The organism is Pedobacter gandavensis, assembly GCF_032678465.1.
Lineage (GTDB): Bacteria > Bacteroidota > Bacteroidia > Sphingobacteriales > Sphingobacteriaceae > Pedobacter > Pedobacter gandavensis_B.
Genome location: NZ_JAVTSK010000010.1, coordinates 1 through 24,517, shown reverse-complemented (window position 1 = coordinate 24,517; position 24,517 = coordinate 1). Strand labels below are relative to the sequence as shown.

Sequence of the window (24,517 nt, the reverse complement as noted above, 5' to 3'; positions counted from 1 at the left end):
ATCTCATGACTGCAAACAAACACATCATCCATATGGATCAGGATGCTTTTTTCGTGTCTGTTGAAATTCGCAAGGATTCTAGTTTACTTGGAAAACCGGTTATTATTGGTGGAATGTCCGATCGTGGGGTTGTGGCTTCCTGTAGCTATGAAGCCAGAAAGTTTGGGGTACATGCTGCAATGAGTTCCAGGATGGCAAAAATGCTTTGTCCCCATGCGATATTTGTGAAGGGAAATATGGATGCTTATTCTGAAGCTTCTTTTGAGGTGACCGAAATCTTAAGTGCACGTGTTCCTTTAATAGAAAAGGCAAGTATAGATGAGCATTATATTGACATGACGGGGATGGACCGTTTTCATGGAACATTGCAATATGCCCATGAACTTCGTCAGATGGTTATAAAAGAAACCGGCTTGCCAATTTCCTTTGGCCTGTCGGTCAATAAAACCGTCTCTAAGATGGCCACCAATGAGTGTAAACCCAATGGGGAATTGAATGTCGCAGAGCAGGAGGTACAGGATTTTTTGAACCCTTTGTCTATCAGGAAGATCCCCGGGCTCGGAGAAAAGACTTTTATGAAACTCAGTGATATGGGAATTAAAAAGATCCACACCCTGACACAGATCCATCCCGATCAAATGATGAGTATTTTAGGGAAAAATGGCCTTTCACTTTTGCAAAAGGCAAAGGGCATTGATCATTCTCCGGTTATTCCTTATCAGGAGCAAAAAAGTATTGGTACACAATGTACGTTTAAGGCAGATACGATTGATGTGGAGACCATCAACAACCTGATCACCTCGATGGTGATGGACCTGGCCTTCGACCTGCGCCAAAAGAAAAAGCTGACGGCATGTATCACGGTCACCATTCGCTATGCGAACTTCGAGGATGTGACCAAACAGGCTACCATTTCCTATACAGCCCTGGATAGTGTTTTGATACTAAAAGCAAAAGAATTATTTCGGCAGGTATATCAAAAACGCATGTTGTTGCGCCTGGTTGGCGTGCGACTGTCCCATCTGGTGACTGGTCATGAACAGATTGATTTGTATAGTGAATCCCAGGAAGCGTATAGCCTGTGTCAGGCATTAGATAAGATCCGGAACCGTTTTGGGGACAAGTCCATTAAGTTGGCTTCTACGCTGAACATAAATTTATAAGACATGTATTTGAATGTGCATTCGCAATATAGCCTACGTTATGGAACCATGTCTATTCCTAAGTTAATAGAGGAAGCGCTGGCATTAGGGATCACTCAACTGGTGCTCACTGATATCAACAACTCTACCGGACTGATGGAATTCATGCGTGCCTGTGAGGAGACTGGGATTAAGCCGATTGGAGGGATCGAATTCCGAAGAAATAAAAAGTTGCTTTATATTGGCATCGCCAAAAATAAAGAGGGGATGAAGGAATTGAATGATTTTCTGACATGGCATAATCTGGAGCAAAAAGAACTGCCGGATAGCGCTCCGGAAATGCAACATGCCTATATCATCTATCCTTTTGGCTATGTAGAAGCGCTTAAAATCAATGAATATCTGGGGATTCATTTTGAAGAATTATCCTTGTTGTACCAACAGGAGCTGAGCAGAATCAAAGATAAGTTATTGGTTCTGCAACCGGTATTTGTAGCAGATAAATTGGATTATCGCCTCCATGAATACCTTCGCGGAATCGACCTGAACGCCTTATTGACCATGGTCACACCGGAAGATAAATGTAGAAAAACGGATATGTTTCTGCGTCCGGGAGAACTCGAAAGCCGTTTTCATAAATATGCTTTTATCCTTGATAATACCCGAAACCTGATGAATACCTGTGTGATGGACTATCCTAAAGGACGGATTAACCTGAACAGGAGGACGTTTACGGGGAAGAAAGACGACGATAAGGCTTTACTCTATAAGCTGGCGATGGAAGGACTGGTGTATCGTTATGGTAAAAATAATCAGGTGGCCCTAAATAAGGTAAAAGCGGAATTAAAGGTGATTGATGAACTGGATTTTTGTGCTTATTTTTTGATCACCTGGGACATCATCCGTTATTCTATGTCAAAAGGGTATTACCACGTAGGTCGTGGTTCTGGCGCTAATAGTACGGTGGCTTACTGTTTGCAAATTACAGATGTAGATCCGATTGAGCTGGATCTTTATTTTGAACGATTCCTCAATGCAGAGCGCAGTTCTCCTCCAGATTTTGATATTGATTACTCCTGGGATGAAAGGGAAGATGTGCAGGATTATATCTTTAAACGGTATGGAAAAGCACATACGGCCTTGTTAGGTACCATGTCGACTTTCAAAGACAGGAGTGTGATCCGGGAAATAGGGAAGGTAATGGGGCTGCCCAAAGCAGAAATCGACAGTTTTACCGACCGCGGGCAAATGCCCGGAAATCAGCAGCACCCTACTTTCAGGAAGATCATGGCCGCTTATGCGATGATGGCAGATATGCCAAATCAACGATCGATTCATGCAGGAGGAGTCTTGATTTCTGAGGAGCCAATTACTTATTATACGGCATTGGATTTACCACCAAAAGGAATGCCTACCGTACAATGGGATATGTATGAAGCAGAAAAAATAGGCTTTGATAAATATGATATATTGAGTCAGCGGGGAATTGGGCACATCAAAGAAGCCGTTCGACTGGTAGAGGAAAATCTGGGGCAAAAGATCGATGTGCATCAGGTGAAAACCTTTATGAAAGATCCGCAGCTCAATGCCCGCCTGCAGACCGGCAATACCATTGGCTGTTTTTATATTGAATCGCCGGCGATGCGGCAATTGCTATCCAAACTGCGTTGTGAAAATTACCTGACACTGGTGGCTGCGAGTTCGATCATTCGTCCTGGAGTGGCGCAATCGGGGATGATGAAAACCTATATCCAAAGTTACCATAATCCTAAAAATGTGAAATACCTGCATCCGGTAATGGAGCAAACACTTGGGGATACCTTTGGTGTGATGGTGTACCAGGAAGATGTGATTAAGATTTGTATTCATTATGCCGGAATGGATGGTACAGATGCCGATATTCTGAGAAGGGGAATGAGTGGGAAGTACCGCTCCAGAACAGAGTTTGATCGGCTGGTGGAGAAGTTTATGGAAGGAGCAAAAGCCTTAGGCAGGCCAGAAGAGACCACTAAAGAGGTCTGGCGACAGGTCTCATCTTTTGCGGGATATAGTTTCTCTAAAGCACATTCTGCGAGTTTTGCGGTAGAAAGTTACCAGAGTTTATACCTGAAAACTTATTTTCCCAGAGAGTTTATGGTGGCGGTACTCAATAATTATGGAGGATTTTACACCAGATGGTTATATCTACATGAACTCAAAAAAGCGGGGGCAGAAATTCATCTGCCCTGCGTAAATCATAGTTTGGAAACCGTTTCTATTCAGGGAATCATAGCCTATCTGGGTTTTATTGGTATCCTGGGATTAGAAAATAAATTCATCAGACTGATTCCTGAAGAAAGAAAACTCAATGGGGATTACCTCGGACTGGAAGACTTGCTGAAACGCACGGGAATTGGCCTGGAGCAAGTGGTGATTCTGATCCGCATAGGCGCCTTTCGTTTTACCGGAAAAAGCAAGAAAGTTTTACTTTGGGAGGTGTATTCTTTATTAGGTACTAAAAGCAGGCAGGTTCAGCGGACAGAACTGTTTGAAGTCCCGGCAAAACATTACGAGCTGCCTGTATTGCTCAATACCCGTTTAGAAGATGCATACCATGAGCTGGAATTGTTGGGTTTTCCACTAAGCCTGTCTATGTTTGATTTGTTGCAGACTTCCTATCGTGGAGAACTTCGTACTGCAGATTTGAATCAGCATCTGGGGAAAACAGTGAAAATGGTAGGCCAGTATGTCTGTGAGAAAACAGTTCAGATGAAAAACAATAAAAAAATGTGGTTCGGTACTTTTCTGGATGTGGATGGAAACTTCTTCGATACGACACATTTTCCAACCAGCACCCCTCTTTATCCGTTTAGAGGGACGGGTTGTTATTTGATACTGGGAAAGGTAGTTTCTGATTTTGGCTTTCCTAGTATAGAGGTCATGCGTTTCGCGAAATTACCGATTGTCGGCAATCCGGTAATGGCTTAAATGATGTTAAAAAGCTGAAGAGGAATTCACCATCTTTAGCTTTTTTGTGCACTGTCTTCCAGGTTTTGAATAAACACTTTTGGTGTTACACCATACTGCTTTTTAAATTCCCTACTGAAATATTTAGGGTCATTGAAGCCAACAAGATAAGCGATTTCCGAAATGGTATAGCGCTTATGTTCCAATAACTGTGCAGCTTTTTTCAGGCGGATGGTTTTAATGAAATCATTTACGGACAGGTCTGTAATTGCGCGTATCTTTTTATATAGTATAGGCTGACTCATGCCAAGCTCAGTGGCAAGTTCCGGTACGCCAACCTCCTGATCCGCCATATTGGCTTCAATGTATTTCAGTACCTTTTCCAGGAAGGCCTGATCTGTGTTCCCAATCACAATGTTCTGTGGTTGTAAAGTAATTTCACTCGCATATTTCTGGCGCATCATGGCCCTGGACTGCAATAGGTTTTTGACGTGTAAGTCCAGCAGGGTTGTGCTGAAAGGTTTGGTAATATAGCTGTCTGCACCGGTTTCCAAACCACTGACCTGATGTACATGGGAAGATCTGGCGGTGAGCAGGATCACTGGGATATGACTCGTTCGCTCATCTGTTTTTAATCGCCGGCATAATTCGAGTCCATCCATTACGGGCATCATAATGTCGCAAATGATCAGATCAGGGAGTAATTCGATAGCTGTTTCCCATCCTTTCAATCCATTCACACTTTCCTCCACCTGATATTTCGGTTTCATAAGGTTGACCATCAAGTCCCGGATTTCTGGATTGTCTTCCACAATTAACAGGGTTTCCTTAACTGTGGCATTTGATTTTCCGGTTTCGCCAGGCAATTGATCGGTAGTTTGCTGCAACTGGTTTTCTTCTGATACCTCAGCCCTGATTGAAGAAATAACAGCAGAACTGTTGATCACTGCATGTTCATAACTACTGTTTTCCTGAAGTTCTTCTGGTTTGAAATGGGCATTGCCTTTTTTTAGACTTACAGTAAAACAGGTATCTCCAGCTTTTGTGCCAGTTGCCGGATGGCTTTCAATCCCAATTTTTCCATGATGAGCCTCCACAACACTCTTAGATAGCGCAAGACCAATTCCAGACCCAATATGATTGGAACCCTGATCATCTACCTGGAAAAAGTTGCTGAATAGTTTATGCTGACTGTTATAAGGAATACCTTTTCCATTGTCCCGCACCCTGATTGCTACATATTGAGATTGATCTTCAATAGAAAAGGAAATGCTCCCTCCATCATTGCTGAATTTAAAAGCATTACTGAGCAGGTTGAACAACACTTTTTCCATTTGTATTTTGTCGAAGAACAAGGGAATCTCCTCTTTGCTGCAATCAAATGTATAGTGGATCTGCTTACTACTGGCCAGGTGCTGAAAGGCAAAAAAGATCTCTTTACTAAAACTGACGATGTTTTCCTGGCTGATATTTAGTTTCAAATAACCGGAATCTGCTTTTCTGAAATCCATTAGTTCGGTGATCAGGCGCATCAGCCGATCGGCGTTGTTTTTAATAGGCAGCACTTGTTTATGGAGCTCTGGTTCGTCCTGAGTACTTTTTGCCAGATTTTCCAAAGGACCAAGAATAAGGGTTAAAGGCGTACGTATTTCGTGGGAGATATTTGTAAAGAAACCCAATTTCATCTGCTGGATGTCTTCAGACCTTTTAAGTAGTGCCCGGATGATCAGGTAACGGACAGTCAAAAATAGAATTACAGAAAAGACCATTGCGTATGCACAGTAAGCCCACCAGCTGGCCCAGATTGGAGGTAGGATATGGATGTCGATACTCGCAAGACTGCCCCCGGGAGTTCCGTCATTATTCTGACCTTTAACCAAAAAAGTATAGGCGCCTGAAGGTAAATTGGTATAAGTTGCAAAAGGGTTACTCACCTCATTCCATTCCTCATCATAGTTTTCCAGCTTATAGGTATACCTGTTTTTATCAGGTTTGATGTAATTTAATAATGCAAAATCTATAGTGAAATGGTTCTGGTCATGTTCGAAAGTGATACTTTTGGTGCTGCTGATGTCTTCTTTTAGCAGCTGATCCTCTCCATTGACGATGACCGGTTTGTTAAACAGTTTCAATCCAGTAAAAACAATCGGACTGGTTTGGCGATTGATTTCTATCTGTTGGGGATAAAAAGAAGTTAGGCCATTATAACCACCAAAGAAAAGTTCAGCAGTACTGTCTTTGAGATAGGACCTGACATTGAAATCATTTCCTGCAAGGCCGTCGCTTTTGGTATAAATTCTGAAGGTTTGCGTTTTTGGATCGAATTTGGATAAACCGTGGTCGGTACTGATCCATAAATTTTGCTGATCATCTTCAATAATCCCTAGTACATTGTTATTCGAAAGACCTTCTTTTTCGGTATAAGTTTTGAATTTTCCGGTCTTCTGATCATAGATACTGAATCCACCAAAATAAGTACCTATCGCTAAATTTCCGTTCTGGGTTTGAACGATGCAATTGATGTAGTCCGATTGGAGCTGAATGGGATTTCCCTTATCCTTAAAAAATGAACGGAGCTTCTTCGTTTTTAAATCGTAGTCGTATAATCCAACCTGGGTACCGATCCAAAGGTGATGATCCCGATCCTCATACAGGAATTGAATTCTCTTACTTTGCAACTTACTTTCTACAGGACTTTTATGTGTATAGGTTTCATAGTTCCCATTACGCATGCTCAACAGATTCAGGCCACTGTAGGAACCGACATAGATATTTTGATCGCTGGCCGGACAAATCGCAATAATTTCCGCAGTGCTCTGGCTATTTTTATTGTCTTTAATATTGATGATATGCCGGAAAGTTTTAGAACGCGTATTGAAAATATTTAACCCCCCATGATGTGTTCCGATCAGTAAATTACCAGCTTTATCCTGGCAAATGGTTTTAATGAGGTTAGAACTCAGGCCTTCTTTGTCGTTCAGGTTGATTTTATAGGTCGTATAGGTATTATTACTGCGGTTGAAATAGTTTAGACCTCCGCCTTCTGTTCCTATCCAGAGGTTGTGTTGTCCATCTTCTACGATAGCGCTCACAATATTACTGCTGATGCTAGGTTTTAATCTACTGTTTTTAAATACATGAAATTGGGTAGCAAAGGGGTGAATCAGGTTTACACCGCCATAAAAGGTACCGATCCAAACACTGTTGTTGCGGTCCTGGTAAATACTATGGATGGAATTGTGACTTAAACTTCCTTTCTGTTCAGGATTATGTAAGTAATTGCTGAATGTTTTGTTGTTCGGATCAAAGATACTCAATCCCTCCTGAGTACCGATCCATAATTTTCCATCTCTGTTCAGCATAATTTCTCTGATGTCGTTGTGTACAATAGAGTTGCTGTTGTCACTATGCCTGTAAGTGCTAAATGATTGACTTTCCGGTTGGAAAAGGTTCAGTCCATTGTCTGTACCCACCCATAAACGCTGTTGCTGATCGATTTGCAAACTGGTGATGTAGTTCGAACTGATGCTTCCCTTTTTACCATCCTGATAACGAAAAACCTGAAAGCTCATTTTTCCCTGCTTCAGCTGCATACGAACCAGGCCATTTAAGGTCGCCAGCCAAATTGTTCCATCTTTTTGCCGGAGTGTAGCATAGGTATTGTTCATCCCTCTGTTCTGAACACTATCCTTAAATATAAAAGACTGAAATTCATTCTTATTCCGATCTGTCAGCAGGTTCGCACCATGTAGGGTAGCCACCCAAATGTTCCCTTGTGGATCTTCATAAAGATTTTCTATGCTGTTGCTACTGATGCCTTTCTTGTTTTTGGGCTGATGATAAATCCGTTGAAAGGCATCCTTTTTTTTATCATACTTGTTGAGGCCATTGACAGTCCCGACCCAAAGTGTACCTTTTGTATCTGTAAGTACTGCGGTAATCTCATCACTGGATAGGCTGTTGCTATCCCTGGGATTGTTTTTGTAAATTTTAAACTGATAACCATCATAACGGTTAAGGCCATGTTTGGTTCCAAACCAAAGGAATTGCTGCTGATCCTGGCTGATGGCCATGACGGAGTTCTGGGATAAACCATTTTCCAGGCTTAGGCTACTGAAACGCATCTGCTCTTGGGCGCAGACCATAGCCGACCATAAAACAAGAAAGGAAAGCAATGCCATGCAAAAGCTCCTTTTAATGAATCTCATGTTTGTTCCCTCCCCAGGATTTATTATTGGTTAGAATTAATGGGGTGAATATCTGATTATTCATCCTTATTTACGATCAAATGTCAATTATTTATAGCTAAAGGGCATCATTTTTTGATTTTTCTACCTTTTCTTTTAGAATAATCATCTTTTTAAAAGTAATAATCCGACAGCTTTGGTATAACCTAAAACTAAAACCAAACCAACATGAAAGGATCTACTTTTAACTCCCATTTTCTTTTTCTCAGAAATTAATAAGCTCATAATTTGGTTGGGATGCCCTTCTCCTGTTGTGTGGTAGCAACAGGGAAGGTGTGTTTTCCTGACCTATATCTTTTGAACTACCTCATTTTTTGAAATAAAAATCAATATCAACTCAACCTAAAACCAGATATATGAAAGAAAAACTACGCTATTCATTTAGAAGTTTGGGATTATGTGCACTCTGCTTTACTGCAGCGAGCGTTCATCAAAGCGCATCCGCACAAACCCAGGACAGTACTTTCCTGAAGAAAGCACTGAATGACTCCGTCCGAAAGGCGGTTAAGAGTTCTTATGCCTATCAGCAACCAGGAAGTCAGATTCCGGTGTTGTTTGGTACACAACGCAGAGATCAGCTGCTGCAATCGCAGGCCATCATCAGTGGCGATGAGCTGCTCAGCTATCCTGTTGCACAATTAGAGGGCGCATTGTACGGTAAATTTGCCGGTCTTTATATTGTGCAATCTTCCGCCAAACCTGGCGATGATGCAGCAGCGGTGACTTTAAGAGGTCGTACGCCATTGGTATTGGTAGATGGAGTCCCTAGAAATTTAAACAGTGTCAACCCCGAACAGATCGCTTCAGTATCGGTGCTAAAAGATGCACTCGCCAGCTCGATGTATGGGATGAGAGGTGGAAATGGGCTGATTTTAATTGAGACTAAAAGAGGAAGTATTTCACCTAGAAAGATCTCCTTTACTGCACAGACTGCCATTCAAAAACAGCTGAATACGCCTTCATTTCTAAATGCAGCGGATTATTCAACGCTCTTTAATGAGGCATTGGTCAATGATGGTAAACAGCCGGTTTACACTGCAGAAGCCATAGAGAAATACCGCAACGGATCAGATCCGATTGCTTATCCTAACGTAGACTGGTACAATACCATTCTCAAAAAGAAAGCATCCTTACAACGTTATAACTTAAACTTTAGCGGTGGAAATCAGATTGCACGTTATTTCGTAGATCTGGATTACCTGAATCAGGATGGTTTTTTTGTTTCGGATGCAAAAAGAAACAGCTATGAGACAAATAATTCTTTTAAGCGTTATGGTTTCAGAACAAATATTGATGCCGACCTGACTAAAAATCTATTGCTATCATTGAACATCTTTGGCAGGATCAGGAATGGGAATGAACCTGGTGCAATTGATGCGGGACTTAGCGGTATTACCGGATCAGATGTCATCTATTCGAGTTTGTTAAGAACGCCAAATAATGCTTATCCGGTGCTTAATCCGGACGGGTCTTTTGGAGGAAATCAGCAATTCAATTATAACCTGTACGGACAGGTTGTGGGTTCTGGTTACAGACCAAGTTACAACCGTAACCTGGGGGTAGACCTGAGCTTAAGACAAAAACTGGATGGTTTACTGGATGGATTGTACATTAAAGGAAAAGGCTCCTTCAATACTTATTATTCTGAACTGATCAACAGGAGTAAATCTTTTGCCGTGTACGAGTACTTCCCTAATCCTGGAGGAAAGCCTACCATTAATAAGTATGGAACAGATGGTTCTCAAAACAATACTTCTTCCATAGAGCTGACCAACCGACAGATCTATGCAGAGATGCTAATGGGTTATGATCAGGTTTTTGGAAAACATGAAATCAATGCTTCCCTTAACTTTAATAGTGATAACCTGATTACAGGATCAGATCTGAGCCTGAGCAACAATGCCGTTGCAGGTAGATTCCAATACAATTACAGTAAAAAGTATTTTGTGGAACTGGTGAGTTCCTATATGGGCATGAACAGGTATCCAAAAAATCACCAATGGGGTTTCTTCCCGGCAGCCGGATTAGGTTGGGACATTTCAAAAGAAGATTTCCTGAAATCTTTTAAGGCCTTAAATATGCTGAAAATCAGAGGTAGCTATGGCAAGAGTGGCGATAATGCTGCTGCAGGTTACTATATATATGATCAGTTTTACACGAGTACCGGTAGCGTTTATTTTGGAAGTCCGGCCACCAGTAATAGCGTGATGATCGAGGCAACATTGGCCAATCCTAATATCACCTGGGAAACCGCCAATAAGTTAAATTTTGGATTAGACCTTGCTGCTTTCGAGAATAAACTTCAATTCAGTGTAGAATATTATAAAAATAAATACACAGATCTTTTACAACAACGTGGAACCAATGCGAGTGAAATGCTGGGGAACAGACGCCCAAATGAAAATCTTGGGGAAAGAACCTATAGTGGTGTAGAATTAACGGCAGGCTATTTTGGAAAAAGTGGTCAGGTAAATTGGTTTGTCAATGGAAATGTTTCTTTCAGTAAGAGCAGAATAGATTTCATGGATGAGGTGATCAGGCCATACAACTGGATGAAAAGAACAGGACTGCCAGTAGGACAAGCTTTTGGGATGGTGGCTGATGGTTTCTTTAATAACCAGGCAGAAATTGACAATTCTGCAAAGATTGATGGATATAAAGCGGTTCCAGGCGACATCAGGTATAAAGACCTGAATGGGGATGGGGTCATCAATGTGTTTGATGAACAAGCCATAGGAAGTACTAAACCAATGGTTTTTTACGGACTTACTGCTGGTTTCAATTATAAAGGTTTTGAATTCTCCATGGTTTGGAATGGGGTGGCCAATAGGAATGTTTTCGTGAATGGCCCAGGTACTTACGAATTCCAATCAGTAGGAATAGGTGGTTATGGACAGGCGTTTACACACAATCTGGATCGTTGGACACCAGCCACTGCCGCCACTGCAACTTATCCGCGCTTAACCGTTGGTACAAATATCAATAACCAGCGTAACTCATCTTTCTGGTTGAAAAATGGAAGTTACCTACGCCTTAAAAATGCGGAACTGGCTTATTCTTTACCAGAAAGGTGGATCAGTTTCCTGAAAATCGACAGGGCGAGAGTGTTTGTGAATGGAACGAACCTCCTCACTTTCAGCAATCTTGAACGTGTCGATCCTGAGGTGATTTCCTGGGATTATCCAAACCAACGTGTATTCAACATTGGCATCAACCTACAATTTTAAACCTACCAAACGAACGTAATGAAGAATGTAAAACATATAATTACAGGATTAGGCCTGGTGGTCATGCTGGCTTCCTGTTCAAAATCAGTGGAAACTGAGCCGCTGGAAAGAATTAATGAAGACCTGGTCTTCGATCAGATTGATAAAAATGCAGATTATGCCAAGCAGTTTCTAAATGGAACTTATCAGCAATTACCAGATGGATATAATCGTTTGTTGAATGCATTTCTTGATGCAGGAACCGATGATGGCGTATCTTCTCAGGATGGTAGCATTGTAGAAGGATTTAGAACAGGCCTGGTATCTGGTCAGAATGTACCCGACAATCAATGGGCAAGAAATTATACAGGCATTAGAAGAGCGAATATATTTCTGAGCAAAATTGATGTTGTACCTACAACACCAGCGTTGAGAAGCCAATGGAAGGCGGAAGCCAGATTTTTACGTGCATATTTCTATTTTGAGCTTTTGAAACGCTGGGGAGGGGTACCGCTGCTTGGAGATAAAGTTTATGGCCTTAAAGACGATATCAATCTGAAAAGGAATACCGCAGAGGAATGTTATGATTACATCCTTGCTGAGATTGAGGCGGTAAAAGACCTGTTGCTACCCGCAGTGGTTGCAGACCAGAACATTGGAAGAGCAAATAAAGGGGCTGCACTGGCATTGAAATCCAGGGTGTTGTTGTACAGAGCGAGTCCTTTATGGAATCCAGGAGGAGATTTACAGCGCTGGACTGCCGCCGCAAATGCAGCAAAAGACGTGATGACCCTGGGAAATTACAGCCTGGGTACGGACTTTATCGCCTTGTTTAATTCGGTGAAACATGCAGAGATTATCTTCATGAAAGAACAGGCACAAAATCAGAGTGTAGAAATCTCCAATGGGCCTATAGGTTACATCCAGGGCACAGGTAATACGAGTCCTTCCCAAAATCTGGTAGATGCTTTCCTAATGAAGAATGGTAAAATGCCGGCAGATGCAGGATCGACTTATGATCCGGCAAACCCTTATGCCAATAGAGACAACAGGTTTGCAGCAACCATTATGTTCAATACGACGAAATGGTTAAACCGACCTGTAGAGACCTTTAATGGTGGTTTAGACCGTCCGGGTGGAAGCAGAACCCAGACAAAAACAGGTTACTACCTGCGTAAATTCATGGGTAAATTTGAAAGCTCAGGAACCTATAGTAACCAGAATCACCATGTGATTTTATTTCGCTATGCAGAAATGCTGCTGAACTATGCGGAAGCACTTAATGAATCAAACGGACCGGTTAAAGAAGCCGTAGATGCAATCATTGCCATCAGAAAACGTGCAGGAGTAAGCGCAGGTACAGATAGCCGATACGGAATTGCTGCAGCGATTGATCAAAATCAGCTCCGCACACTTATCAGAAATGAACGTCGTATTGAGATGGCTTTTGAAGAACAGCGTTTCTGGGACATCAGAAGATGGAAGATTGCTGAGCAGGTGATGAATTCTCCGGTAAAAGGTATGAATATCCTGAAGAATCCGGATGCCACATTTAGCTATACCATCCAGGACATCGCCCCTTCTGTTTTCGATGCTTCGAAAAATTACCTGTTCCCGATCCCTTATTCAGAGATCCAGACGAATCCAAACATGACTCAAAATCCAGGATATACTTATTAATTCCCCTCCAACAAACCTAGAAATAATGAGAAAGATAATTCTTTTATGCTTTATACTTTGCCTGGGCACCGTCGCATTTGCGCAACAGATTGTGCTGACCGGCAAGGTAACTGATAAAGACGGTGGTCCGATTCCCAGTGCAACAATTACGGAAACCGCAAACCCTAAAAATGGTGCTTTCACCAATGGAGAGGGTGTTTTCAGTCTAAAAATTAACAGTAAACAAGTAACCGTATCCAGTCTTGGTTTTTTACCGCAAACCATCACCATAGGAAACAACCATAAAATCACCGTAAAACTCCTGGACAATAACGCTCAGATGGACGAGGTAGTGGTAGTTGGTTATGGTAAACAGAAAAAGATCAACAGTAGTGGAGCCATTTCTACCATTAGTGGAAAAGAACTGCGCCAAAGTCCGGCAGCAAGTATCCAGAACTCTCTTGCAGGTAGGTTGCCGGGTTTATTCCAGCAACAAACCAGTGGACAGCCAGGGAAAGATGCTGCAAATATTTACATCAGAGGAATCAGTTCTTTTGCTGGTAATGCCAATCGTCCATTGGTGATTGTGGATGATGTGGAGTTTCAATATGATCAGCTAAATCAACTGGATCCAAATGAGGTAGAGAGCCTTTCTATCCTTAAAGATGCGGCAACTACCGCAATTTATGGGATTAAAGGGGCAAATGGGGTAATTGTGATCACCACAAGAAGAGGTAAGGAAGGTCCGGCAGTCATTACTTTCCGTACGGAAGCAGGTTTGCAAATGCCAACGATTTTGAGGAAGTCGCTGGACTCTTATCAGTCGCTAAAGTTGTTAAAAGAGCAGGCCATTAATGCAGGTCAGGATCCTAATATTGCTTTTCCGGGTTTGGTGAGTGATGAAGCACTGGAACATTTCCGTACAGGTGATGATCCATTTCGTTATCCGAATGTAAACTGGTATGATGAAGTGATGAAAAAATCGGCCCTGCAACAGCGCAATAACATCGATATTAATGGCGGAACAAACAGCCTTCGTTATTTTATCTCTGCAGGTTCCATCTTCCAGAACGGTATTCTCAAAGATGTCGCGAGAAAAGAGCATTTCGATAACAATTATTATTTAAAGCGTTATAACATTCGTTCCAATGTGGATCTGGATGTCAATAAGAATTTAAGTCTGAAGTTAGACCTTTCTACACGTTTCAGCGAAATCAATGAACCAAACCTACCAGATCCTATGCCGGGTGGTGCTTTGCCTTTCTGGCGTAGAATTTCCAGCGGATTACTTGGTCCATGGGTATACCCGGTTAAAAATGCTGATGGCAGTTATGGTGGTGCGAAAGCAGGATCTTTAAACCCTGTTGGTGCCTTGGAATATGGTGGATATAGAAGAAGTTATAGCAACGACCTGAATCTGAATTTAAGTGCAGACCATAAACTGAACTTCCTGACAGAAGGTTTATCGCTGAAAGGTGTTATTGCTTATACCAATAGATCTTCATTTAGCAGAGAGCTCACAAGAGGCCGTTTTCCGGTATATTCCCTGATTCCTGGTACAGATAATTTAGATCCAGTTTATCCTGAATTGTTGAGAATAGAGCCTTTGGTAAGAACCAGTAGTTATGGGCTTCCTTTCCGACGTGTGAATTTTCAGGGGATTTTAAACTACAACAGACAATTTGGAGAGCATAATGTATATGGTTTAGTGCTGACCAACCGTACTGGAGACATAGAGGCCGCTGCGGCTCCGGCTAATTTTCAGGGCTATGCAGGGAGGCTTGGATACAATTTCAAATCCCGTTATCTGATAGAATTCAATGCCGGTTACAACGGTTCTGATCGTTTTAAATCTAAAAACAGGTATGGATTCTTCCCGGCAATTTCCGGAGGATGGAACATTAGTGAGGAAGCTTTCTTCAAAAATCACATCAAAGTGATCAATTATTTGAAAATCAGGGCTTCTCACGGTACTGTGGGTAGTGATGAGGTGGCCGGAAACAGGTACCTGTATGAAGAAGTGTATACGGTGAATAATGATGGTTATTTCTTTGGAGAAAGTCCAACCGGACAGCCTAAAGTGACACCGGGAACATTAGCGAATCTGGATGTAAGATGGGAAAAGGAACGTAAAACGGATATTGGTATTGACATGAAGCTATTCAATAGCAAGCTGGAGATTACCGCAGATTATTTTGATCATTTACGTTACGATATCCTTACTACCAGAGAAACAGTGCCTGCTTATTCTGGTTTGAGTTTACCTCCGGTAAACCTGGGTAGGGTAAGCAATAAAGGTTTCGAACTGGAATTGAATCACCGCAATGCGGTCAATGATCATTTTCAATATTTTATCCGTGCCAATGCTTCTTTTGCCAGAAATAAGATTCTGTTCCGTGATGAACCAGAGGGAGTGGCGCCAAATTTAAAGAAAACGGGACGTCCGGTAGGACAGTTGTTTGGGTATATCGCTCAGGGATTCTATTATGATGATGCCGACATCGCAAACAGTCCGAAGGTATTGGGTAAAACCGTTAAACCAGGAGATTTGAAATATCAGGATGTAAACGGGGACGGGATCATTGATGGGAATGACATCACGGCGATTGGGAAACCAGAAACACCAGAGCTGTCTTATGGTTTCTCTGCCGGATTTACCTATAAGGACTTTGATTTTTCATTCTTGTTGCAAGGTGCATCAAGAAGTAGCATCAGCTCAAATACCCTGTTACAAATTGGGAATGTGAATGGAATTCCTGCAGCCATCCATTTGAAACGCTGGACACCTGAGAATCGCGACAATGCGGAGTATCCAAGGCTGGGTGGAGTAAGTTTTGATGCTTCTACTTTCTGGTTGAGGCCGGCAGATTACATCAGACTAAAAAACGTGGAGTTGGGTTACCATATTCCTAAAGCTTTTACCCAAAGGTTAAAGTTGAAAGACATCAGATTTTACGCCAACGGTTTAAACCTGCTGACCTTTAATAAACTAAAAATCTATGACGTAGATCCGGAATCTAAACGTGGAAGTGTGGAAGCATACCAGAATTATCCTCAGATGAAGATCATCAACTTTGGTTTACAAGTAACATTTTAAGAAGAAAGCATGAAGAATTTAATTAAATATATGATGATCACTGCAGGTATTGGACTTGCAGTGTGGAGCACAGGATGTAAAAAGGCATCAGATAAAGGTTTCCTTGATCCGACAGATATTGGGCAGATCAATGAGCAAACAGTGTTTGCAGACAGTGCACTGAGCATGCAGTTTTTAAACTCGGTATATGGCGAGCTCCCTAAAACCTATTTCATGCAGAATGGGATTGCAGGTGGTGGGATCTGGTCCTTTACAGATGCTTCTGATGATGGTGAAGCACGCTGGTCCAGCGGTTTCTCTCAGGGTTACAATATGGCCAATGTTGCTGGTGGCTCTGACAATTCCTTTAGTTTGTCGACCTGGAGTGGCTGCTATGGTATGGTGAGGAGAGTAAATGTATTTTTATTCAATATCGATCGGGCGCCTCTTTCCGCAGCAAAGAAAACAAGGTTGAAAGCAGAATCCAGGTTCTTAAGGGCTTTCGCCTATTACCATTTGCTGAGAACTTTCGGTGGTGTTCCATTGCTCGGAGACAACAAGTATTCACTGACAGATAATTTTATGTTGCCAAGAAGCAGCTTTGCAGCCACACTGGATTACATAGAAAAAGAATTAGATGCAGTTGCACCTGTTTTATCACTCGATTATCCACCAGAGGATTTCGGAAGGCCTACCAGAGGAGCGGTCATGGCCATTAAAGCGAAATTGTTATTGCTGGCAGCGAGTCCGCTCTACAACGAAAGCAATCCGAACACCGGAGCTCAAAAGGCCTTGTTAGGTTATGAAAGTGCAGATGGCAATCGCTGGAAAAAAGCTGCTGATGCAGCGAAAGCGGTGATGGATCTGGGCTTGTATCATTTGGTAGAAGACAATACCACTGCTCCGGGCTATGGCTATTACGATATGGGAATTCAGCGTAAAAACTCTGAATACATTTTCCAGATCATGATGAATACCGGACGTTTCTATGAGCAATATCTTTTACCGGCGTCCAGAGGTGGACAGAATTACGGAAATCCAACTCAACAGCTGGTGGATGATTATGGAATGGCTAATGGTAAATTGATTACTGAGCCAGGCTCAGGATATGTAGAAACTACGCCATATTTAAATCGGGATCCAAGGTTTGGTTATACGATTATATACAACCAGGCGCTTTGGCTGGACAGAACCAGTTTAACGAAAAAACCTGTGGATTTATACATGCAGGCTCCTGGGGATGGAATGAGCACCGCACCTTACAATACTGTTTCCGGATACCTGTGGAGAAGATTTTGTAATGAAAATGCAGGTGGGAATTTTGGAGTAACGAGTCAGATTGGATTAGTGGTATCTAGATATGCAGATATCTTGTTAGGTTATGCTGAAGCTTTAAACGAGTTCCAGGGGCCAGGTCCTGAAGTTTACAATGCGGTAGAATTGGTACGTAAACGTGCTGGTCTGATGCCTTATGCATTGGCTACAGGTCTGAACAAAGAACAAATGCGGACGATCATTCGTCATGAGCGCCGCATTGAATTTGCGAATGAAGAAGGACATCGCTTGTTCGATATTTACAGATGGAAGGTTGCTGAAACTGTAATAAATGGACCAATGGGTGGAATGAGGTGGACTAAAACCGGAAACAGCTTTACGGCAGAGCGTATTGTTTTTGAAACGAGAAAGTTCAATAGTCCGCAAATGTATTATCAGCCCATCCCATTGAAAGAAATTAACAAGAATAATTTGTTACTTCAGAATCCGGGTTGGTAAAAACAATAAATTAGTAAATCCCTGAATTAAACCAGCAAACGATGATCAATCTTATAAATAGCAGCTACACATCCGGCAATGAATCTAAACGGAGTAATTTTAAAATGACTTTGAAAAAAGTATTGATCATCGTTTGGCTGTCGACAAGTATTCAGGCCGTATTCGGACAAACAGAAAGTCCTAGAAACTGGCTGAGTACTGCCTTTAAAAAAGGAGTTAATTTTGATCATATCGGAGCCTGGCGCCAGCAGGAAAGATTGGAAACTTTTAAAAAGATCGCCGCTTTGCCGGATAGCATTAAAATCAGTTTACTGAAACAAGGAGAGCGGGCGAATACCTATGTCTGGCCTGCTTTACCTGCCAGCCTTTATCTGGATTATAAGCATACCGGGACTCGCACTAATTATGAGCAGTTGCAAGGGGAAAGGCGAAGAAAACTTTCTCAACTGGTGATTGCAGAACTCATAGAAAGAAAAGGCAGGTTCATCCCTCAGATTGTAAACGGACTTTGGCTGGTGATGGAGGAGAGTACCTGGGTGGCTCCGGCACATATCGTCGTACAAAAAGCAGGGGCAGATCTTCCTGATCTTTCTGAAGGATATATTGATTTGAATGCCGGTCGTACGGCAGTTACCATCGCAATGATCTATGATTTACTTGGCGCTGAATTGGGCCTGTATTCTAAAGTCATCAATAGCAGAATGGAGTCAGAACTGGATAAACGGATCTTCCAGCCTTATATGAAATATCATCACTTCTGGTGGATGGGTTTTAAAGGAAATGCAGTGAACAACTGGAATGCCTGGGTGAATACCAATTGTCTGCAGACCGCATTATTGATGATGAAAAATCCGGATACCCTTCATCGTTTTACAGAGAAAATCCTGCGCAGCACGGATCATTTTATCAACCAATATCCATTGGATGGTGGCTGTGATGAAGGTCCGAGTTATTGGAATGAGGCCGGTGGCAAATTGATTCGCCTGCTCAGTTTATTGAACAGCGCTACAAATGGGCAGCTAGACTGGAAGGATAAGTCCTTAATCCATGATATGGGCAGTTATATTTATAAAATGCAGATCGCGGATCAATACATGGTCAACTTTGCAGATGCAACAGCACTTTCAACGCCAAACTTCGAAAGTGTATATCAGTATGGGCGCTTCTTTAATGACAATGCTTTAAAACAGTTTGCCGCTTTTCAGTTCAGGCAAAACCAGTATAAAATTCCATCAGGTGATGTGACTGACTTTGTTGAAGCAGTAAATATCTATGGGGCCTTAATGGCCACTGAACCTGTTGCACCTTATCCTTCAATATCCTTATTTAAGAATTTACAGGTATTAACGATGCGCAGTCATGCCGGAAGTACCAAAGGTATGTTTGTCGCCATAAAAGGCGGGAATAATGCAGAAAGTCATAACCACAATGATATTGGCAATTTCATCATCTATATGGATGGAAAACCTGCAATCATAGATGTTGGCGTAGGTACCTATACCAGCAAAACTTTTAGTAAACAACGTTATGAACTCTGGAACCTGCAGTCCCAATGGCACAATTGCCCTGTAATTAATGGACAGCAGCAACAGGACGGAAAACAATTTGCTGCCAGGGATTTCCTTTATAGCCATAAAGAAGATCATGAAAGTTTGCAATTGGACCTTGCCGCAGCTTATCCTGCAGCGGCTGCGGTGGATCAATGGGTCCGTAAACTGGACTTTTATCCAAAAAAGGAAGTCCTTAACCTGAACGATGTTTATCAGTTAAAAGCTTACCATGAGCCTTCCATTTTAACTTTCATGACTGTAGAACCAGTTACAGAAAGTAGAGGGATGCTGACCTTCGGGCAGACTGGTTTAGCCATGAAATATGATCCTGCTGTATTTCAGGTAAAAATAGAAACGCGGTTATTGGACGACGAGCGTCTGAAGAGGAGCTGGGGCGAAAAAGTATATCGGGTACAACTTATAGCCAAACGTAAATCGCTGAAAGGCCAGCTGGCAACGAAATTTTATAAGCTCAAATAATTTACCTGCCGAAACCACAATACACAAAATTGAAAACATGAAGAAACTATTCATTGCAGGATTAGGCCTTGCAACATTAATGATGAGTGTGCAGTCATTACAGGCTCAGCAAACACATCCAAAAGAAAAAATTGATTTAATACATGGTTCCCATAGAGAGGGAAAGCGTACTGATGCAGCAATGGAAAAATGGCGGGGCTATGGCCTTGGGCAGTTTATCCATTGGGGACTTTATGCGATTCCTGGTGGAGAATGGAATGGCAAGCAATACCCTGGTGCTGCGGAATGGATCCGTTCCTGGAATGGGATTCCAAATTCCAGTTATGATTCGCTGATTTATAAATTTAATCCTAAATCTTTTGATGCGACAGCATGGGCGAAATCTGCCAAGCAAATGGGAGCGAGGTATGTCACATTTACCACCAAACACCACGATGGTTTTTGTATGTGGCCAAGTAAGTTTAGTAAATACACGGTAGCCCAATCTCCATATAAAAAGGACATTGTAAAAGCCGTGGTAGATGCCTACGATAAAGAAGGAATAGATGTGATTTTATATTTCTCGGTGATGGACTGGAGCAATCCGGATTGGCGTTATGATATAAAAACAAAAGAGGATAGCATTGCTTTTGAGCGTTTTAAAAAGTTTACCCGCAATCAGCTGATCGAATTGTTAAGGAATTATCCGAAGGCAAAAGGGCTCTGGTTTGATGGAACATGGGATAAGTCATGGGTGAAACAAGCCGCATTTGCAGATGAACTGGAAACAGAAATGCGCAATCTGCATCCCGGACTGATCATTGGAAGCCGTTTCAGAGCTGATGAAAATGGCAAGCGTCATTTTGATTCGAATGGGGTATTAATGGGAGATTATGAGCAAGGTTGGGAGCGCAAGATTCCTAATAAAATTGAAGATGTACATGGCAACGACTGGGATTGTGTAATGACAGTTCCGGAAAACCAATGGGGTTATAATAAAGCCTGGAATGGACATATTAAAACGAGCAATGAATTGCTGGAGATGACCGCCAAATGTGTTTCCTTAGCTGGGAATTTTGTACTCAATTTTGGTCCGCAGGGCGATGGTGCAATACGTAAGGAAGAGCTTTCATTGGCTACTGAAATTGGCGATTGGATGAAAGTCAATCAGGAAGCGATTTATAATTGCGGTTATGCCGGATTTGATAAACAGGACTGGGGATATTTCACTAAAAAGACGGGTTCAGATCAGGTCTATATGCTGGTGTTTAACCTGCCGGTTTCCGGCGCTTTAAGGGTGAAAACTCCTGCAAAAACAAGCATCAGCAAAGCGTATTTACTGGCAGATCAGCAACAAACTTTCCTTCCGGAAGAGATCAATAGCAATGAATACTTTTTACACTTGAAAAAGAAAGATCATCAACAACCCTTTGTCATTGTACTGGAAACGGTGAAAAAACAGGAAAACAATGGGACTAAATACGAAAAAGCTAAAATTTAAAAAACGAAATACGAATATGATGATGAAAGCCGGGAACGCACTGTATTTAATGACAGCGCTGATGCTATTGTTAAATACTACAGTTAGGTCGCAAAATAAAGTGGGAAGAGAGGTCATTGCTTTTAACAACGACTGGCAATTTAAGAAAGATGCAAACCGCAGAGATGCGGCATTGGGAGACCTGAAATTTAAAAAGGTTAGCATTCCACATACCTGGAACAATCTGGATATACAGGCTGGAAATGGTTTTTATGCTGGTGAGGCAATTTATCAGAAGGAATTGACCGCTTTGGAAGCCTGGAAATCAAAACGCGTATTTATACGCTTTGAAGGAGTGGGTGCGGTAGCACGTTTATATGTGAACGACCGGTACATTGGCGAACATAAAGGTTCTTATGCTGCATTTGCTTTTGATATCTCCTATGCTTTAAAGTATGGAGAAAAGAATAAAATTGAGGTTAAGGTGAACAATGAAGAACGGGAGGATGTGATTCCAATTAATAACCGTTTATTCCCGATTTATGGAGGGATTTATCGTCCGGTATCCCTGATCATCACCAATAAACTAAATATAGCAGTAACAGATTTTGCATCACCTGGGCTGTACATCAGTCAGCAGGACGTTTCTGCTAAATCTGCAGGGATAAAAGTTAAAGTGAAGCTGGAAAATAAATCCGAATCAGCGAAACCGATTAGCCTTTCTACTGCTGTTTATGATGCAACAGGTAAGTTAGTGAAAGTAGTTGAAGAGAAGCTACTGGTTTCCAGACAAGGGGAACAGATTTATCATCAAGAATTGAACATCCAGGAACCACACCTTTGGAATGGAATAAAGGATCCTTATTTGTATAAGGCAGTAGTTCGTGTTTCAGATGAAAATGGAGTAATAGATGAGCTGAGTCAATCCCTGGGTTTGCGTAAATTTGAGATGAAGCCAGGAAAAGGTTTCTTCCTGAATGATCAGCCTTACCGTTTGCTTGGCGTTTGCAGGCATCAGGATAAACAGGATGAGGGGAATGCTTTGTCAAATGCACAGCACCTCGCAGATCTGGAAGACATCAAGGAAATGGGAACTACATCTATCCGCTTTGCGCACTACCAGCAGTCGGACTACCTGTATTCAAAATGTGATAGTATGGGATTTATTATCTGGGCGGAGATTCCTTTTGTGAATGCAGTTTCTACTAAAGAAGCGGGAAATGCACAAACTCAACTTAGAGAATTGATCCGACAGAATTATAACCATCCTTCTATCTATGTCTGGGGATTACACAATGAGGTTTATGGGAAAACACCAGACGATTATACTGCAGTGCTGACCAGAACGCTGCATGATATTGCAAAAACGGAAGATCCGGATCGTTATACGGTTAGTGTGAGCGGTTACGGAGAAATGGATCGTCCAACCAATTTAAACGCAGATATTCAGGGAATGAACCGTTATTATGGCTGGTATGAAGGTAAAATTGGAGACCTTGAAAAGTGGGTGTCCGGTTTGGAACAGAAATTTCCTGATTACAGGATGATCTTATCGGAATATGGAACAGAAGCGAATATCAACCAGCAGGAAGAATTGAGCAGAGATACCGGAAATCCATCCGGACAAGTATGGCCGGAAGCTTATCAGCAGAAATTCCATGAGATCCAGTGGGGTATCATAGACCAGCATCCCTATATCGCTGCTTCTTATGTGTGGAATATGTTTGATTTTGCGGTTCCTCCTGCTAATGGTGGAAGTGTACCTGCACGCAATATGAAAGGCCTGGTTACCTTTGATAGAAAAGTAAAAAAGGATGCCTTTTACTGGTATAAAGCAAACTGGAATCCAACACCGATGGTTTATATTGCGGGCCGACGTTTTAATAAAAGAACAAATCCAACCACTACAGTAACGGTTTATGCAAATACAGGAACGCCTACCTTAATGGTCAATGGGAAGAAGATAGAGGGAGTAAAAACAGGAAATACCAAGGTTCATTATATTTTTGAAAATGTAAGATTGCAGAAAGGAAAGAATCAGGTGGTGGCTATTGTTGGCAAGAATGCTGAAGAATTGAAAGATAAGGTAGAATGGATCCTCTAATTTAAAACCATCGTAATTTTTGATTGTTGTAAATCCGTAATTGTATTTTCATTATTTGAACCTTTAATTATGCCAGAATTACCAGATCTAGAAGTATTCAGTGCAAACCTTAATGAGGCTTTTGCAGGGAGAAAGTTGAGTACTGTACAAGTACCTAATGATAAAAAACTGAATGTTACTCCGGAAGAGTTACGTGAAGTGTTGAATGGACAGGTATTGAAGTCTGTGACGCGCTCGGGCAAAGAACTTCATTTTAATTTTGAAAAGGATGTATTGGCCTTACACCTGATGCTGAGGGGACAATTGCATTTCTTTGAAGAGGAACATGAGATCAAATACCCCATTATAGAGTTGTTTTTTGAAGGAGGGATAGGTCTGGTGATGTCGGATCCTCAAAAAATTGCGGCAGCAACTTTGAATCCCGCTCCGGTAGATGCACCTGATGCGTTGGGCAAGGAAGTAACTGTCGAATTTCTGTGGAATCATTTTAAAGGAAAGAAATCGATGCTGAAGGGAATTCTCCTGGACCAACACCAGATTCGTGGAATAGGGAATGCTTATGCGGATGAGATTTTATGGAAAGCCAGGCTTTCTCCATTTTCTATTGCCGGAAAGCTTCCTGAAGCAAAGGTCAAAGACTTGCATGATGCCATAAAAGAGGTGCTGACAGATGCAGTAAAAGAAATCAGAAAAGCGCATCCTGGCAGTATTACCGGGGAGTTCAGAGATTTTTTAAAAGTACATACACAACGTCATTCGAAAAGTCCAGGCGGCGCAGAGATCATGATCCAAAAGAGTGGGGCCAGGAAAACTTATTATACAGAGGAACAAGTGTTATTCCAATAATTTTTTGTTTAAAACAGCCCGGGGCATTA

The 24,517-nt window shown here is 41.8% G+C and carries 11 protein-coding genes; 10 read left to right on the top strand and 1 reads right to left on the bottom strand.

Features of this window, described 5'->3' with window-relative positions:
* The first annotated feature begins 5 nt into the window (after positions 1–5).
* Positions 6–1,163, top strand: coding sequence for a DNA polymerase IV (gene dinB, locus R2Q94_RS17420; RefSeq protein WP_316822750.1), 1,158 nt, complete (start codon positions 6–8; stop codon positions 1,161–1,163).
* Positions 1,164–1,166: 3 nt separating this feature from the next.
* Entirely contained in the window at positions 1,167–4,109 is a 2,943-nt protein-coding gene (dnaE, locus tag R2Q94_RS17415; protein WP_316822749.1) for a DNA polymerase III subunit alpha, read from the top strand.
* Positions 4,110–4,144: 35 nt separating this feature from the next.
* Here the strand turns inward: dnaE and R2Q94_RS17410 are convergent, their stop codons facing one another.
* Entirely contained in the window at positions 4,145–8,296 is a 4,152-nt protein-coding gene (locus R2Q94_RS17410; RefSeq protein ID WP_316822748.1) for a two-component regulator propeller domain-containing protein, read from the bottom strand.
* A gap of 395 nt (positions 8,297–8,691) precedes the next feature.
* Here R2Q94_RS17410 and R2Q94_RS17405 point away from each other — a divergent pair, with 395 nt between their 5' ends.
* The 8 genes from R2Q94_RS17405 (at position 8,692) to R2Q94_RS17370 (ending at position 24,488) form a co-directional block, all read left to right on the top strand.
* Positions 8,692–11,562, top strand: coding sequence for a SusC/RagA family TonB-linked outer membrane protein (locus R2Q94_RS17405; RefSeq protein ID WP_316822747.1), 2,871 nt, complete (start codon positions 8,692–8,694; stop codon positions 11,560–11,562).
* An 18-nt stretch (positions 11,563–11,580) separates the two neighbouring features.
* The gene (locus R2Q94_RS17400) at positions 11,581–13,221 is read left to right on the top strand and encodes a RagB/SusD family nutrient uptake outer membrane protein (RefSeq protein WP_316822746.1); all 1,641 of its coding nucleotides are present in this window, start codon (positions 11,581–11,583) and stop codon (positions 13,219–13,221) included.
* 25 nt (positions 13,222–13,246) lie between these two features.
* Positions 13,247–16,297: a TonB-dependent receptor gene (locus R2Q94_RS17395; RefSeq protein ID WP_316822745.1), complete on the top strand. Its 3,051-nt coding sequence runs from the start codon at positions 13,247–13,249 to the stop codon at positions 16,295–16,297.
* Positions 16,298–16,306: 9 nt separating this feature from the next.
* On the top strand, positions 16,307–18,049 hold the full coding sequence (locus tag R2Q94_RS17390; protein ID WP_316822744.1) for a RagB/SusD family nutrient uptake outer membrane protein: 1,743 nt from the start codon (positions 16,307–16,309) through the stop codon (positions 18,047–18,049).
* Between the two features lie 41 nt (positions 18,050–18,090).
* Positions 18,091–20,079: a heparinase II/III family protein gene (locus R2Q94_RS17385; protein ID WP_316822743.1), complete on the top strand. Its 1,989-nt coding sequence runs from the start codon at positions 18,091–18,093 to the stop codon at positions 20,077–20,079.
* Between the two features lie 37 nt (positions 20,080–20,116).
* Complete coding sequence (locus R2Q94_RS17380) at positions 20,117–21,559, top strand: alpha-L-fucosidase (protein ID WP_316822742.1); 1,443 nt, start codon at positions 20,117–20,119, stop codon at positions 21,557–21,559.
* Positions 21,528–23,642 (top strand): glycoside hydrolase family 2 protein, encoded by a 2,115-nt coding sequence (locus tag R2Q94_RS17375; protein ID WP_316822741.1) that lies wholly within the window; start codon positions 21,528–21,530, stop codon positions 23,640–23,642. Before R2Q94_RS17380 ends, R2Q94_RS17375 begins: the two co-directional genes overlap by 32 nt.
* 69 nt (positions 23,643–23,711) lie before the next feature.
* On the top strand, positions 23,712–24,488 hold the full coding sequence (locus tag R2Q94_RS17370; protein ID WP_316822740.1) for an Fpg/Nei family DNA glycosylase: 777 nt from the start codon (positions 23,712–23,714) through the stop codon (positions 24,486–24,488).
* The last annotated feature ends 29 nt before the right edge of the window (positions 24,489–24,517 follow it).